The sequence below is a fragment of the Rhizobium sp. BR 315 genome, from assembly GCF_050577975.1.
GTDB lineage: Bacteria > Pseudomonadota > Alphaproteobacteria > Rhizobiales > Rhizobiaceae > Rhizobium > Rhizobium miluonense.
This window is the reverse complement of record NZ_JARWKZ010000003.1, coordinates 317803-333598: the sequence shown is the minus strand read 5'-3', so window position 1 is coordinate 333598 and position 15796 is coordinate 317803. Positions and strand designations below refer to the sequence as shown.

The 15796-nt window shown below is 60.6% G+C and carries 16 protein-coding genes; 3 read left to right on the top strand and 13 right to left on the bottom strand.

Features of this window, described 5'->3' with window-relative positions:
* Positions 1-3: 3 nt before the first annotated feature.
* Positions 4-2349: a methyl-accepting chemotaxis protein gene (locus QD409_RS05940; RefSeq protein ID WP_430762078.1), complete on the top strand. Its 2346-nt coding sequence runs from the start codon at positions 4-6 to the stop codon at positions 2347-2349.
* Between the two features lie 69 nt (positions 2350-2418).
* On the opposite strand, the gene QD409_RS05935 is transcribed toward QD409_RS05940, so the two are convergent.
* A complete protein-coding gene (locus QD409_RS05935) occupies positions 2419-3363 on the bottom strand; it encodes a nucleoside hydrolase (RefSeq protein WP_092843132.1) in 945 nt (314 codons plus the stop codon).
* 230 nt (positions 3364-3593) lie between these two features.
* On the opposite strand from QD409_RS05935, the gene QD409_RS05930 reads away from it, so the two are divergent.
* Both QD409_RS05930 and QD409_RS05925 read left to right on the top strand, forming a co-directional pair.
* Positions 3594-4025, top strand: coding sequence for an Hsp20 family protein (locus QD409_RS05930; protein WP_092843134.1), 432 nt, complete (start codon positions 3594-3596; stop codon positions 4023-4025).
* A gap of 157 nt (positions 4026-4182) precedes the next feature.
* Positions 4183-4440 carry a DUF1150 family protein gene (locus QD409_RS05925; protein ID WP_092843136.1) on the top strand — a complete coding sequence of 86 codons (258 nt, stop codon included), beginning with the start codon at positions 4183-4185 and terminating at the stop codon, positions 4438-4440.
* A 159-nt stretch (positions 4441-4599) separates the two neighbouring features.
* Here the strand turns inward: QD409_RS05925 and trmB are convergent, their stop codons facing one another.
* The 12 genes from trmB to tsaB all read right to left on the bottom strand — a co-directional run bounded on the left by trmB (position 4600) and on the right by tsaB (position 15716).
* Entirely contained in the window at positions 4600-5301 is a 702-nt protein-coding gene (trmB, locus tag QD409_RS05920; RefSeq protein ID WP_092843138.1) for a tRNA (guanine(46)-N(7))-methyltransferase TrmB, read from the bottom strand.
* Complete coding sequence (gene metK / locus QD409_RS05915) at positions 5298-6551, bottom strand: methionine adenosyltransferase (RefSeq protein ID WP_092843140.1); 1254 nt, start codon at positions 6549-6551, stop codon at positions 5298-5300. Before metK ends, trmB begins: the two co-directional genes overlap by 4 nt.
* A gap of 187 nt (positions 6552-6738) precedes the next feature.
* Entirely contained in the window at positions 6739-7158 is a 420-nt protein-coding gene (locus QD409_RS05910; protein ID WP_004120823.1) for a helix-turn-helix domain-containing protein, read from the bottom strand.
* 151 nt (positions 7159-7309) lie between these two features.
* Complete coding sequence (gene lnt, locus QD409_RS05905; protein WP_092843142.1) at positions 7310-8911, bottom strand: apolipoprotein N-acyltransferase; 1602 nt, start codon at positions 8909-8911, stop codon at positions 7310-7312.
* A 78-nt stretch (positions 8912-8989) separates the two neighbouring features.
* Entirely contained in the window at positions 8990-10159 is a 1170-nt protein-coding gene (locus QD409_RS05900) for a hemolysin family protein (protein ID WP_092843143.1), read from the bottom strand.
* 25 nt (positions 10160-10184) lie between these two features.
* Complete coding sequence (ybeY, locus tag QD409_RS05895; RefSeq protein ID WP_092843145.1) at positions 10185-10691, bottom strand: rRNA maturation RNase YbeY; 507 nt, start codon at positions 10689-10691, stop codon at positions 10185-10187.
* Positions 10692-10709: 18 nt separating this feature from the next.
* Positions 10710-11762 (bottom strand): PhoH family protein, encoded by a 1053-nt coding sequence (locus QD409_RS05890; protein ID WP_092843147.1) that lies wholly within the window; start codon positions 11760-11762, stop codon positions 10710-10712.
* Positions 11763-11792: 30 nt separating this feature from the next.
* A complete protein-coding gene (gene miaB, locus QD409_RS05885) occupies positions 11793-13205 on the bottom strand; it encodes a tRNA (N6-isopentenyl adenosine(37)-C2)-methylthiotransferase MiaB (protein WP_092843148.1) in 1413 nt (470 codons plus the stop codon).
* A gap of 61 nt (positions 13206-13266) precedes the next feature.
* Positions 13267-14064 (bottom strand): lysophospholipid acyltransferase family protein, encoded by a 798-nt coding sequence (locus QD409_RS05880; RefSeq protein ID WP_092843150.1) that lies wholly within the window; start codon positions 14062-14064, stop codon positions 13267-13269.
* A 30-nt stretch (positions 14065-14094) separates the two neighbouring features.
* Entirely contained in the window at positions 14095-14523 is a 429-nt protein-coding gene (locus QD409_RS05875) for a Fur family transcriptional regulator (RefSeq protein ID WP_034488903.1), read from the bottom strand.
* A 39-nt stretch (positions 14524-14562) separates the two neighbouring features.
* Positions 14563-15057, bottom strand: a complete 495-nt coding sequence (locus QD409_RS05870; RefSeq protein WP_092843152.1) for a GNAT family N-acetyltransferase — start codon at positions 15055-15057, stop codon at positions 14563-14565.
* A gap of 2 nt (positions 15058-15059) precedes the next feature.
* On the bottom strand, positions 15060-15716 hold the full coding sequence (tsaB, locus tag QD409_RS05865) for a tRNA (adenosine(37)-N6)-threonylcarbamoyltransferase complex dimerization subunit type 1 TsaB (RefSeq protein ID WP_092843153.1): 657 nt from the start codon (positions 15714-15716) through the stop codon (positions 15060-15062).
* Positions 15717-15796: the final 80 nt, after the last annotated feature.

Genomic DNA, 15796 nt, shown 5'->3' with positions numbered 1-15796 from the left:
ATGATGTTCATCTTTCGTATGAAGTCGCTTGCGGCCAAGCTGATCTTGGTCACCGGGCTGGCGATTGCGCTTGTCCTGCTGGTCTCCAACTTTTTGCTGATTTCGCAGACGCGCGACCGCGTCGAGACACTGACGATGGATCAGGCCAACACCGAGGCCAAATCCATTTCCAACGAGATCGCCGCCAATGTCGGCGAAATGGCCAGTGCCGCCCGCTCCATGGCCGCCGTCATCGGCCGCGCCCACGAGGGCCACAATCTCGATCGCAAGGGTATCATCAACATCCTCAAGGCCAATGTCGAGCAGAACGCCTTTGCCTTCGGCAGCTGGTTCTGCGAGCAGCTCGGCGCCATAGACGGCAAGACGACCGAACTCGCCAACAACAAGGATCAGGGCGTCAATGAGAAGGGCGCCTTCGCACCTTACTGGTCGAAGACGAAGGATGGCGGCATCCAGTTCTCCACCTTCGACAACGATTATACCGCCGCCTGGTGGAAGCTCGCAGCTGACAGCGGCAAGGGCGCGATCACGCCGCCCTACCTTGCACAGGGCACCGACGTTCCGACGACCATGAGCTCCATCGCCTATCCGGTCATGTCCGGCGGCAAGATGATCGGCGTCGCGGGCGTCGACCTCTCTCTCTCCTCGCTCTACACGAAGCTGCAGAAGCTGCATCCGTTCGGGTCTGGCCGCGTCCTGCTGGTTTCGCAGGATAACAAGTGGCTGGTAGCACCGACCGCTGACCTGCTGATGAAGGACTATAATGGTTCAGGCGTCGACGTCGTTAAGGCGGCACTGACCTCGTCTTCCGCAAGCATCCTCAAGAATCTTTCCGAAAACGGCGGCGAAGAATTCGACCGCGTCGTCTATCCTTTCGCGGTTCCGGGCCTCAACGCCACGTGGGTCGTTCTCATCGACGTGCCGCACAGCGCGATCGCAGCACCGGTGCGCGATCAGACCTACACGATGGTCATCTCCGGCATCCTCGTGCTTGCCGCCGTCATGTTCGCTCTCTACGCGGCTGTGCGCAGCTTCGTGCAGAAGCCGCTTGCCGGCCTCGTTGCCAGCGTCAATGGTCTCAGCGCCGGCAACTATGCCAAGCCGATCGACGGTCAGGAACGGGCAGACGAAGTGGGCTCGGTCGCAAAGGCGTTGGAAGGCTTCCGCTTTGCGCTTGCCGATACCAAGCGCCTGGAAGGCGAAGCCAACGATCAGCGTCAGGCCGCCGAAGGCGAGCGTCGCCGCTCGGAAACGGAGCGCAATGAGAGCGTCGCCCTGCAGCGCCATATCGTCGGCATTCTCGGCCATAACCTGGCCGAGCTGTCGAAGGGCAATCTCAGCCACCGCATCACCGACGACTTCCCCGGCGAATATGCTCAGCTGAAGCAGGATTTCAACGCCGCTCTCGCCAGCATCGAAGAGACGGTACACACCGTCAATGTCAGCGTCGGCAACATCGGCAGCGGCACGGGCGAAATCAGCAACAGCGCCTCCGACCTTGCCCGCCGCACCGAGCAGCAGGCAGCAAGTCTCGAGGAAACGGCAGCAGCCCTCAACGAGCTTACCGCGCAGGTCAACTCCAGCGCCGAAAACGCCCGCACAGCCGCAAGCAGCGTCAATGCGGCCTCCCAGGATGCCGAGCATTCCGGCGAGATCGTGCAGAAGGCTATCGCTTCCATGCACGGCATCGAGCAATCGTCTCTGGAAGTCTCGCGCATCATCGGTGTCATTGACGAAATCGCTTTCCAGACGAACCTGCTCGCCCTGAACGCCGGCGTCGAAGCCGCCCGTGCAGGCGAAGCGGGCAAGGGCTTTGCCGTCGTCGCCCAGGAAGTTCGCGAACTGGCCCAGCGCTCGGCCAATGCCGCCAAGGAGATCAAGACGCTGATCAACACCTCGGCGGGTCAGGTCAAGGAAGGCGTCGATCTGGTCGGTCGCACCGGCAACGCCCTGCACAAGATCGCCCAGCAGGTCATGGAGATCAACGGCCTAATCCGCCAGATCTCCGCCTCCGCGAGCGAGCAGGCGATCGGGCTGAAGGAAATCAATTCGGCTATGAACCAGATGGATCAGGTGACGCAGCAGAATGCCGCGATGGTCGAGGAGACCACGGCCTCCAGCGTGACCCTTGCCGAAGAAGCCCAGACCCTGAGAGGCCTTGTCGCGCGTTTCCGCACCTCGCACAGTGTACAGGACAATGCCGGCGCCCTGAGAGCAGCGGCTCAGCAGATGCGGGCACCCGTAGCCCCGCGCAGAGCGGCAGCGCCTGCGGCGGCCCCGATGCGCAAGGCTCAGCCGCAGACGCACGGTGCCAACGCTCTGGCACAGGACGACTGGGAAGAATTCTGAGCCGGCTTAGTTTAAGCTACGAAAAGGCCGCCGGAGCGATCCGGCGGCCTTTTCATTTGTATCAGACGATCAGATGCGAGCGAAGCGTTCCGTCAGCAGCGCGAAGAAGCCATCGGCATCGACATCACGCATGACCTTGGCATTGTGCTTGCGGTCGGTGACATGCCACCAGTCGACGACGGTCATGCCGACCGTCAACTCGGATGTCACCTCGATCTCGACATTGCACTCGCGGCCCTTGAAGAGCTCGGGCTTCAGCAGATAGGCGATGACGGTCGGGTCGTGCAGCGGGCCGCCATCCGAGCCGTACTTCTCGATATCGAAGCGCTCGAAGAATTCCAGCATCTCGACCATGGCCTTGGCGGCCGGCGTGCCGACGGCAGCGATGCGGGCGACGCGATCCTTGCGCGTCAGCAGCTTGTGCGTGACATCGAGCGGCATCATGACGATCGGTACGCCCGAGCGGAACACGACATCCGCCGCCTCCGGATCGACATAGATGTTGAATTCGGCGGCCGGCGTGATGTTGCCGCCCTCAAAGAAACCGCCGCCCATCATCACTAGCTCGCGCACGCGGCCGATGATGTCAGGCGCCTTCTGGAAGGCCGTCGCGATATTGGTCAGCGGACCAAGCGTGCAAAGCGTGACAGCGCCTTCCGGTTCCTTACGCAGCGTGTCGATGATGAAATCGACGGCGTGGCCGGGCTGCAGTTCCATGGTCGGTTCGGACAGTTCCGGACCGTCCAGGCCGGTCTTGCCATGCACATGCTCGGCGGTGACCAGCTTGCGCTTGAGCGGTGCGTCGGCGCCGGCAAAAACCTTCACGTCGCGACGATTGCAGAGCTCGCAAACGATACGGGCGTTGCGGCTCGTCAGCCGCAACGGCACGTTGCCGGCAACGGTCGTGATACCGAGCACATCGACTTCCTCGCGACTGCCGAAGGCGAGAAAGATCGCTGCAGCGTCGTCCTGACCAGGGTCTGTATCGATGATGATTTTTCTGGGTTCGGTCATGTCTGTAACTTTCCTCCGGTGCAGATTGAGAGGCTTTGTCGCGAGTCCGGTCCGGCTTTGTCAAGCGCTCGGGCAGCATGTCACCAAACGATTCTTCGCTGCGCGATTCGATCTCGCAAATGCGAAGACGCCATGCCTTGCACTCAAAGGCGCGTACTCCCATATTAGTGGCAACCGGGTGCTGAAAATCAGGTCCGGAACGGTCGCTTGTTACCCAAGGACTTGAGACGATGAGCCGGACGACTCCCTTTGCCAGCCCGCTGCTTCTGGGCTTCGACACTATGGAAAAGACGCTGGAGCGGATTTCCAAGGCCAGTGACGGTTATCCTCCCTACAATATCGAGCGCATGCAGGCAGACCGCCTTTCGGGCGAGCCGGAGCGCCTGCGCATCACGCTTGCTGTGGCCGGTTTCTCGGAAGATGAGCTCGATGTCAGCACGGAAGAAAACCAGCTTCTGATCCGCGGGCGCCAGGTCGAACAGAGCGAGCGCGACTATCTTTATCGCGGCATCGCGGCCCGGCAGTTCCAGCGCATCTTCGTGCTTGCTGATGGGATGCAAGTCCTTGGCGCCATTCTGAAGAATGGCCTGCTCTCAGTCGATCTCATTCGGCCGGAACCGAACCGCATGGTAAAGAAAATTAACATTTCGGTCTCACAGTAGGACAACGGACTAGAGCCGGATGATTTCAGGTCGAATCGACCTAAAATCTGAATCCGCTCTAGAATCAAATAACTAGAGCATGATGTCGCCCGAAAACCGCTTACACTTTTCGGCATCATGCTCTAGGCCGTTGGTCCCTCACACTGGAGGTACGAAGGTGTTGTTGAAAGAAGCCACCGCCCGCCTGACCCAATCCGAGCTTGCCGACATTGGCGCCGGCGAGGTAGCCTATATCAGGAAAATGGACTGGAACGAGGTCTCCCGCTGCTTTCCGGAAGCGCCTGAAATCGATCCGGATGTCGACCTCTGGGCGCTTTTCGGCGCGGATGGCACACCAATTCTGCTGACGGACAATCGGTCCAGCACGTTCTATCGTGCTGCCGAAGACGAACTGAAGACGGTTAGCCTGCACTGACCGGAAGTGCCGCTCAACGGTGAGGTTCACCGTTCGCAAGGACCGCCGAACGGCCCCGTATTGCGACGCGCGTGCATGATCCAGACCGCCCCTTGCGCGGCGGTCCTGACGGGGTGATGCGACAGGAGCAGTCACCTGCTCCAGCCATAAATCAAGCGATCAGATTTTCCTGAAGGTCAGATAAGCCGACGAGCGCCCTTCGCGCCGGGCCTTTGCCTCGTAGCGCGTGCTCGGCCAACCCTCGTAGGGCGTCAGCCAATCGGCAGCATTCCGCGCAGTCCATTCGAAGCCACCATGAGCATGGCAATGCTGCAGTGTCCAATTGACATAGGTATCGATGTCGGATGCGAAGCAGAAGCGCGCGCCCGGCTTCAGCACGCGATGGAAGCGCGTGAGATTGACCTGCGAAACGAAACGGCGCTTCCAGTGCTTCTTCTTCGGCCAGGGATCGGGATAGAGCAGATCGATCTGATCCAGGCAGCCATCCGGCAGCCAGTCCAGCAGTTGGGTGGCGTCGTCGTTGTAAACGCGGATATTGCGGGCGCCGGTCTCACCGATGCGCGCAAGCAGTTTCTGCATCGAATTGACGAAGGGCTCGACGCCGATGAAGCCGGTCGCCTGCTGTTCCAATGCCCTATGAATCAGATGCTCGCCGCCACCGAAACCGATCTCCAAGCGCAGACGCTCGGTCTGCTCGGGGAAGAGATCATTCAGCGGCTGCGGCGCCGGAGCGGAAAGATCGACGATATATTGCGGCAGCATTGCTTCCAGCGTTTCCGCCTGCTGGCCGCGCAAGGCTTTACCCTTGCGCCGCCCGAAGAATGCTTCCGTCGCCCGCGACCGGCGCTCGACGTCGATCATGCAGCTTCCTTGACCTTCACAGCTTCCTTGAGGGCCTTCACCAGATCGGTACGCTCCCAGGAGAAGGAACCGTCACGGCCGGCCTTGCGGCCGAAATGGCCATAGGCCGAGGTCTTGGCATAAATCGGCTTGTTGAGGTCGAGGTGACGGCGGATGCCCGTCGGCGAGAGGTCCATGTTCTTGCGGATAGCCGCTTCGACCTGGTCCTCGGTTACGCCCTTGCCCGTGCCGTGCAGGTCGACATAGATCGACAGCGGCTGAGCGACGCCGATGGCGTAGGAGAGCTGGATCGTGCAGCGATCGGACAGGCCGGCGGCAACGACGTTCTTTGCGAGGTAGCGGGCGGCATAGGCTGCAGAACGGTCAACCTTGGTCGTGTCCTTGCCCGAGAAAGCGCCGCCGCCATGCGGAGCTGCGCCGCCGTAGGTGTCAACGATGATCTTGCGGCCGGTCAGGCCGGCGTCGCCGTCCGGGCCGCCGATGACGAACTTACCAGTGGGGTTGATGTACCACTTGCAATCGGAGGCGATCTTCAGGTCGCCGAGTGCTTCGATGATATAGGGTTCGACAACGGCGCGAACCTTGTTTGAATCCCAGCTATCGTCGAGATGCTGCGTGGACAGCACGATCGAGGTCACTTCGGACGGCTGGCCGTCGACGTAGCGGACCGTTACCTGGCTCTTGGCGTCCGGGCCGAGCTTGGCAACGTCTCCATCGCCCTTTTTGCGGGCGGTTGCGAGCAGCTGCAGGATCTTGTGCGAATAGTAGATCGGCGCCGGCATGAGATCCGGGGTTTCGCGGCAGGCGTAGCCGAACATGATGCCCTGGTCGCCGGCACCTTCGTCGCCCTGCTGGTCGGCAGCATTGTCGACGCCCTGGGCGATATCGGCAGACTGCGAGTGCAGGAGCACGTCGATGCGCGCCTTCTTCCAGTGGAAGCCGTCCTGTTCGTAGCCGATATCCTTGATGGCGCGGCGGGCAGCAGCCTTGAACTTCGAAGGATTGATGACGTCGTTGCCATCCTTGTCCTTCTTCATCAGGCTCGGCGGAAGACGAACTTCGCCGGCGATGACGACACGGTTGGTGGTGGCAAGGGTCTCGCAGGCAATGCGCACGCCCCAAGGATTCACGCCGGTCTTTGCGGCCTCGCGGTAGACCAGATCGACGATTTCATCAGAAATGCGGTCACAAACTTTATCCGGGTGACCTTCGGCAACGGACTCACTCGTGAACAGATAATTCGCGCGCATGTGGGATTCCCCTCAAAGAACAAATCTTCGCTCTTGATATTCGTCTCTGCCTCGAAAAACAAGACGAACAAGGACATAAATATATCTTTATATCCCGGCCGAAGTGATAAAATTTTGCCGTAAATGCAGAAAAGGCGGCCAAAATGACCGCCTCCCGGCTTCTTCGGTTTGTATCGTCACGGAAGGCCTATTCGGCATCCGCCTCGGCGGCAAGCGCCTTGACCAGCTCGACCACCTTGCGCCGGACCTTGCCGTCGGAAATCTTCACGAAGGCGCGATTGAGCTGCAGCCCTTCCGAAGAGGACAGGAAATCGACGACATAATTAGAACTGGATGCTTCGGCCATGCCCCCCGCAGTAGCCGTATGCTCGCCCGGAGCGTCTTCGAAGAAGAAAGAGACCGGGACATTGAGAATGCTGGAGATATTCTGGAGGCGGCTGGCGCCAACGCGGTTGGTGCCCTTTTCGTATTTCTGGATTTGCTGAAACGTGATTCCAAGGCTTTCGCCGAGTTTCTCCTGGCTCATGCCAAGCATCGTGCGGCGGAGGCGTATGCGGCTACCGACATGAATGTCGATGGGGTTCGGCTTCTTTTTGTTTTCAATCATCATTTTACCCTAACATAGGTTGAATTCAGGACCTGCCACCCGGTACCCTTCTCCACCCCTATAACGCCACGTTGCAGCCGACGCCCCCAAGGCCTCCAGTCTACGTTCAAAAGGCGGATAGCCAGCACTATGCAATTTTAGGGTTTTTTGGTCAATTCACCCTTGGAATAAAACCCATGCGTGAAATGGCGGCGACCATGCCGACCAGACCGACAATCAACCAAAAGTATGTTTTCCGGGCTTTATCATCGACGCTCGACACAGTTGCACCACTTAAAGTCGTGTCGATAAATCCCTCCTGATTATAGCCGATTCCGGAGATCACCCGGCCATGCGGATCGACGAAGGCTGAGATGCCCGTATTGGCGCTGCGAATCAGAGGAAGCCCTTGTTCGACTGCCCTCACCCTTGCCTGCAGGAAGTGCTGATAAGGGCCTGGCGTATCTCCAAACCAGCCGTCGTTCGTCACGTTCAGGATCGCGTCGGCTTGCCGGATTTCCGGCGTCATCTCGTTCGGAAAGATGATCTCGTAGCAGATCAGCGGGTAGAGTTTGATACCGTCAGGCATGGCCAACAGCTGCCGCTTGGTGGCCGCGGAAAACCCTCCCGGCAGTTCCACGACATTCTCGATGCCGAGATAACTCAGTATATGCTCGAAGGGCACATATTCGCCGAAGGGCACGAGATGGGTCTTGTCCGAGGCGTCGAGGATCTGGCCGCGACCATCGACGACGTAGATCGAATTGTAGTAGCGCGGCGCGGCGCCAGGGCCCATATCCTCGACACGAACGGCGCCTGTGATCAGGACCTGATCGTCCTCCAGCTGATCGGCGATGCGAGCGAGCGCATCCCTGTTGTCTGTGAGGATGAACGGGACGGCCGTCTCGGGCCAGACGATGATATCGGGGCGCTTGCCGCCATTTGCAGACGGCTGCACGGAGAGCGCCAGATGCTTGTCGAAGATGGCGGTGCGATCCGCATCCGTGTCCATCTTCGCTTCCTGGTCGATGGACGGCTGGACGATGCGCACGACGGGGGTCACCTTGCCGCTCGCCGCCGGCGTATCCGGCAGGTTCAGCGCATAATAGCCATAGCCGAAATGGGCGGCGGCGATCATGACAGCAAGCCCGATCCCGGGCACCCGCCCCTGGCGCGTGCCGAGCAAGGCCGGCGCGGCGAAGACGAAGACGGCAAGCACCGTCACCCCGAGCACGCCGATCAGATGCGCCGACTGCATCATCAGCGGAACGGGCATGGCGCCGTAGCCGATGGCATTCCAGGGAAAGCCGGTGAAGAGAAAGCTGCGCAGCCATTCGAGGATGCCGAAGCTGAAAGCGAGCGCCGCGATACGGCCCATCCCGTCGGACCACAGGATGCGGGCGAGCACTGTCGCCACGCCGTAGAAAATCGCCAGGAAGGCCGGCAGGCCGAAGATTGCCAGCGGCAAGGCCCAGGCAAACTCTTCGGCATCGATCAGCAGCGCATGACCGAGCCACCATAGGCCGGCGACGAAATAGCCGAAGCCGAACAGCCAGCCCGTGAAGAAGGCCGGCCACAGCCGGCCGAGAAGCCCGCTATCGGGACTGGCAGCGACGCCATCGAGCAGCCAGACGAGCAGCGTGAAGGAGATGAACATCGCCGCAAAAAAGCCGAAGGGCGGCAGCGCCAGCACGCCGACGGCACCGGCCAAAATCGCAAGCAACGCACGTTTTAAACCCCAGACGAGGATCACCCTGCCCGAAAGCCATTCCATGCGCCAGCTCCGTCCAACTGCGAATCAACTGGCGGCAGTCTTTCAAAGAATTGCCGGTTTGTCCCGCCGAAGCGGAACTTATTGGCCGGCGGCGTTGCGCTCGATTGGAGTTTCCTCAGCAATTGCATCCGGTGACGACAAGCCGCGCTCCGGCGTGCCGCTCTCGCCTTCAGCCTTTGCCGGCCTTCGACGCACAGCATGCCGCTTGCGGGTGATGCGCACCCGCTTGATGCGGCGCGGATCGGCATCGAGGATATGGAACTCGAAGCCCGGCAGCGCCTGCACGAGCTCGCCGCGCACGGGAATGCGGCCAAGCGCCGAGAAGATCAGGCCGCCAAGCGTGTCCACCTCGTCCACCTGCTCGCTGATGTCGAAATCCGGGCCGATCGCCGCGGCGATCTCTTCCAGCTCGACACGGGCATCGGCAACGAAGACATCTTCGGAGACGCGCTTGAACATCACCTCGTCGTCATCGTGCTCGTCGTCGATGTCACCGACGACCATTTCGACGATATCCTCATGCGAGGCCAGGCCGTCCGTGCCGCCATACTCGTCGATAACAAGCGCCATCTGCGTGCGGTTGACCTGCATACGGCGTAGGAGGTCGGAGGCGAGCATCGAGGGCGGAACGAACAGGATCTTGCGGATGATGCCGGCCTCGGCCAGCGTCTTCTGCAGATCGACGCGCGAAAGATCGAAATTCGGCTTGGCGGAGCGTGGCGCCTTCTCGGTGGTGGCACCCGTCGTCGCAGCGGCGGCCGTCTTGGCACTGCCGGCGCGCCGCTTGTTGCGGGCCTGCTTGGCGACAAAGGACAGGAGGTCGCGGATATGGACCATGCCGCGCGGATCATCCAGTGTGTCGGCGTAAACAGGCATGCGCGAGCGGCCGCTTTCCTCGAACAGGATCATCAGCTCGCCGATAGTGATGTTCTGGTCCACGGCCTCGATGTCGGCGCGCGGCACCATGACATCCTCGACGCGCACCTCGCGGAAGCGCAGGATGTTGTGCAGCATTGCCCGCTCATCCGGGGAGAAGGCATCGTCATCGGCGGCGTTGGTCATCAACGCGTCGGCGAGATCCTCACGCAACCGCGCGGCGCCCTGCGCCGGGCGAAGAATACGCGCTGCACGCGCCCAAAATGAAGATTGAGATCGCTTGCCGGTGCTACTACTGCCAGCCTCATCGGAGGAGGCCACATCGGCTCCATCTTTGGCCTCAGGGGCCGGTCTTGTCGTAAAGTCGCTCATTGTTCCTGGTCAGACAGGGTTCAAATCAAATGGGGTCCTGTCCCGCATAGGGATCAGATAGGCCAAGCTCCGCCAAAATGCGAGTCTCCAGCCCCTCCATTCTTTCAGCTTCGCTATTATTCATATGATCGTAGCCGAAGAGATGCAAGAAACCATGCACCATCAAATGGGTCAGATGGTCGTCAAAACTCTTTTCGAGATCGGCGGCTTCACGCTCCACCGTCTCTCTGGCGATGATGATATCGCCGAGCATAGGGCCGGGCTTGCCGCCGGGCTCCAGCGGAAAGGCGGGGAACGAAAGTACATTCGTCGCCTTGTCCTGCGAGCGCCATTCCGCATTGATCTCGCGGATCGAAGCGTCGTCGGTAAACACCAGCGACAATTCCGGCGCCATTTTCGGAAAAGGCTGCTTCTCGTGCTTCTTCAGATAGGCTGCAGCCTTGCCCAGCACGCGCTCGGCGAGCGACTGCAATTCCTCTTCGGAGGGCCAATCGCCCTCCTCTAAGCTAATCTGTATGTCGAGTTCGGTCATAGGTTTCCGCACCGCAGATCAGATCTGCGGTGCGCTTTCCTCTGCCTGGGCGGCATAGGTGGAATCGTAGGCCCGGACGATGCGCGCCACCAGAGGATGACGGACGACATCGGTATCCTTGAAGCGGACGATGGTGACGCCCTCGACGCCGTTCAGCAGCTGCAGCGCCTCGACCAGCCCCGACTTGACGCCGCGCGGCAAGTCGATCTGGCTCGGATCGCCGGTGATGATCATCCGCGAATTCTCGCCGAGACGGGTCAGGAACATCTTCATCTGCATGGATGTCGTGTTCTGCGCCTCGTCGAGGATGACGGCGGCGTTGGCGAGCGTGCGGCCACGCATGAAAGCGAGCGGCGCGATCTCGATGACGCCGGCGGTGATGGCACGTTCGACCTTGTCGCCCGGCATCATGTCGTAGAGCGCGTCATAGAGCGGACGCAGATAGGGATCGACCTTTTCCTTCATGTCGCCGGGCAGGAAGCCGAGGCGCTCTCCGGCTTCGACGGCCGGGCGCGACAGGATGATCTTCTCGACCGCACCGCGTTCCAGAAGCTGGGCGGCGTGCGCGACGGCGAGATAGGTCTTGCCGGTACCGGCCGGGCCGACACCGAAGACCATTTCGGACCGCTCAAGCGCCCGCATATAGGCATCCTGCGTCGGCGTGCGCGCAATGATCGTCTTCTTGCGCGTCGAAATCTGCGCCATCGTCAACTTGGCTTTTCTCTCCATGGTCGGCAGCGTCAACTGGTCATCGGCGGCAACCGCCATGCGGATCGCGCCTTCTACATCGGAACGCTCTACATTGCCGCCTTTTTGCAGCTTGTCATAGAGATAATCGAGCGTCCGGCGCGCCTGATTGGTGGCTGGCACATCGCCTGTTATGACGACCGAGTTGCCGCGAGCTCTGGCATCGATGCCGAGGCGCTCCTCAAGCAGCTTCAAGTTCTGATCGAACTGACCGAACAGCTCGCTGGCGAACCGATTATTTTCGAACGTCAAGATGAAGTGATTTGCGTCGCTCGCGGTGCGGGGCTGGCGCGATGAAGAAGAAACCAATTCCTGTCCGTTCAAGCGGTGTGGCTCCTTGTGCCGGTCCGGAACCTAGAGCAAATCAGCAAACAGGCTGTTGGTGCTAGTTCCGGTGATTCGTACGTTAATAATGTCACCGATTTGCGATGCTTTTGCATCAACATTCACAGATTGCAGCCAGGGAGAGCGTCCAATCAACTGGCCAGGCATGCGGCCCGGCTTTTCCAGAAGGATATCCACTGTTTTGCCCACGCAGGCCTCGGCAAACGCATGCTGCTGCCTTAGCAACAGCGCCTGCAACCGTTCCAACCGCTTGGTTTTGACCTCTTCGGGCACCTGGTCCTTCAATTCCGCGCCGGGCGTACCCGGCCGCGTGGAATATTTGAACGAGAAGGCCTGTGCATAATTCACCTCCTCGATCAGCTTGAGTGTATCCTCAAAATCCTGATCTGTCTCCCCCGGGAAGCCGACGATGAAATCGCCCGAAAGGGCGATATCCGGCCGTGCGGTGCGGATTTTCTCGATGAGCGTGAGGTATTCCGCGGCTGTGTGCCGCCTGTTCATCGCCTTCAGAATCCGGTCCGAACCGGCCTGAACGGGCAGATGCAGATAGGGCATCAGCGTGCGCAGATCACGGTGCGCACCGATCAGGCGATCATCCATGTCGCGCGGGTGGCTGGTCGTGTAACGCAAACGAGCAAGACCGGGGATCTCGGCCAGGCGGTAGAGAAGATCGCCCAAGCTCCAGGCTTCGCCAGCAGGACCAGCGCCATGCCAGGCGTTGACATTCTGGCCGAGCAGCGTGATTTCGCGCACACCGCCATCCACAAGTTTTTCGGCCTCCTCGACGATCTGGGAGACCGGACGGGAGACTTCGGAGCCGCGCGTATAAGGAACCACGCAGAAAGTACAGAACTTGTCACACCCTTCCTGCACCGTCAGAAAGGCGGTGACGCCGCGCGCGCGGATCTTCGTCTTCTCGGCAATGGGCAGATGTTCGAACTTGTCCTCGATCGCATATTCCGTATCGACGACGCGCTGGCCCTGCTTGGCGCGACGAAGCGCGTCCGGCAGGCGATGATAGGTCTGCGGGCCGATGACGACATCGACAGCGGGCGCGCGGCGAAGAATCTCCTCGCCTTCGGCCTGGGCGACACAGCCGGTGACGCCGATCATCATCTCGCGACCGTCGGCAGCCTTGCGCTTCTTCATCTCGCGCAGGCGACCAAGCGCGGAATAGACCTTTTCCGCCGCCTTCTCGCGGATGTGACAGGTGTTCAGCAGGACGAGATCTGCCTCCTCCATATCCTCGGTTGGCTCATAGCCATCGCGGGAGAGCGCATCGCTCATCCGCGTGGAATCATAGACGTTCATCTGGCAGCCGTAGGTCTTGATGAAGACCTTGCGGCTGTTGGAGCCGTCGCGGGAGCCGAGCTGCAAAGCGTCGGTCGCCGGGGCGTCGAGGGTCAGGCTGTCCTTGGTCATGGGCCGCTATGTAGTGGCTTTTGCTTTCGGAGAAAATGAAAAAGTTGAAATCACCTGGAAATCAAGCGATCTCGCGGCCGAGCAGGCGGCTGGCGAGCATCGCGCGGATACGCCGCGCAATGGTGACACTGACTTCCTTGCGGTTGGTGCCGGCGCGATAATCCACGGCCTCACCGAAGCAGACATCGACATCGATGGCACCGCATTGGGCGATGCCCTTCAGGTGCGGCGCGAGCTCGATATCGCCGGGCCATGCCGTGAGCGGGCGATAATAGCGGCCCATGGGCGTGCCATGAACGCGGGTATAGACGACCGCAACCGGCTGGACATGCACGACGGCATCCGGCGCCTTCGGAAGGGCTGCCGCAGCGGCGCCAAAGAGCGAGGACTTGACCTCCAGAAGCCGATTGCCGTCCGAGGTGGTTCCCTCCGGAAACAGCACCATGATTTCGCCATCAGCCATGCGATCGGCGATCTCGTTCACCTGCTCGCCCGTCTTGCGCTTCTGCTCGCGCTCGACGAACACGCTCTTCTGCCACTGCGCGAACTGACCGAAGATCGGCCAATCCCGCACTTCCGACTTGGCGATGAAGGAGACGTCGGCCACCGCCGAGAGGACGAGAATATCGAGCCAGGACGAATGGTTGGAAGCCAGCATCAATGGTCGGCTCGTCTCCATCTTGCCGACCACATGAATGCGCACGCCAAGCCAATAGCAGACGATACGATGCCAGTAGCGCGGCAGGTAGCGCCTCAGCCTCCAATCGAAGCGCAGGCAGAGGATCTGCAGCGGCAGCATCACGGCGCTGACGACACAGATGACCGCGGCAGCACAGCCGATGCGCAGCCAGGTCATCAAATCATTTGCTCCTGCATGACAGCCTTCACGTCAAGCTTCGTCCTTCTTCAGCGGGATGCCGTAAAGCTCCAGCCGGTGGTCGACGAGTTTGAAGCCGTGTTCGCGGGCAATACGCTCCTGCAAAGCCTCGATTTCCGGCGAGTGAAATTCGATCACTTCGCCGCTTTTCAGGTCGATCAGGTGATCGTGATGCTCTTCGGGGACCGTTTCATAGCGGGAGCGTCCATCGCGGAAATCATGGCGGGCGAGCAGCCCGGCATCCTCGAACAGCTTCACGGTGCGGTACACAGTCGAGATCGAGATTTTCGCGTCCACCAGCACGGAGCGGCGATAGAGCTCCTCGACATCCGGGTGATCCTCTGATGTCTCGATAATGCGCGCGATGACCCGGCGCTGCTCTGTCATGCGCATGCCGCGCTCGGCGCAAAGTTCCTCGAGGGATTTTACGGCGTCATCCATCAATTGCTGTCTTCGGTCTATTTGGACTTTGACAACGGACTAACGAAGAACGCGCCGCATGACAAGCGCCGTCGACTTCGCGCCATTATCGCTGACGTAATAGGCCTTGCGCTCGCCGACCGTCTCGAAACCCAGCTTTCGATAGAGGCCAAGCGCCGGCTGATTGCCGCCATCGACCTCCAGGAACATGGTTTCACCGCCGCGATCGCGAGTCTCGCGGAGGGCCGCCTGCATCAGTCGCCATCCGAGACCGGAGCGGCCGAGCTTGGCATTGACGGCAATCGTCAGGATCTCACCCTCGCCTGCCACTTGCCGTGCCAGCACGAAGCCGGGAAGCGCTTTTTTCAGGATGGCATTGGTCTGGCGGGCGACGAAGCCGAAGGTCGTCTCCTGCGAGAGGAGATCCTGAAATTCGGTCTCATCCCAAACGCGCGGAAATCGTTCGCCGTGCAGGAGCGCCACTTCGACGCAATCCTTCAGCTCCATTGGGATGATTTCGTATTCGGCTTTCAGAGTCAGATAGGATTCGAGCATTTCTATTGCCTGGCAACTGCGTATCCGGCCTGCGGTCTGGCGTCGGGTCCGCGAAGATAAAGCGGCTTCGGCTTTTCGCTGACAGGCTTGCCAGCGCCCAGCCGGGCGACGATGGCAATCGGAAATGCGTCGGGCCGCTCCGCCGGCGGCGCGTCGCTCAACCGGGCGACAGCCGTTCCTGTGACGATGCCGTCGAAGGCGCTAGCAATTGTCCGCGCTTCGTCGATCGTCACGGCCCGAGCCTCGTCCAGCGGGTTGCCATCGGCATCGAAGCTCTGGAGATAAATCTCCTCGCGCTTGGCATCGATGGCAGCCAGAACCGACTTGCCCGGATTCTGCGCTCGCGCTGTTGCCGCCATGACCTCGAGGGTCGTGACGCCAACCGCAGGAACATTGAGGGAGAGAGCAAAACCGCGCGCGGCTGCGACGCCGATGCGGATGCCGGTGAAGGAACCGGGACCGACGGTCACGACGACACGTTCGATCGCCGAAAGCGTCGTCCTGGCTTTCGCCAGCGCTTCGTCGACAACGTGCATCAAATGCTCGGCATGCCCCCGTCCGATCGTTTCCGTGACCTCCCCCATCACAGAATCACTGCCGCTATCATACACAGCGGCAGCGCAATCCACACCTGCCGTGTCGAGCGCCAGTACGATCATGTTAACAATTCCGAAAAGCCGCGCCTGCAACGCGGATATTTTTATCTTCGAACGCCCCTGGGCTCCAGCGGGTGTCTCGG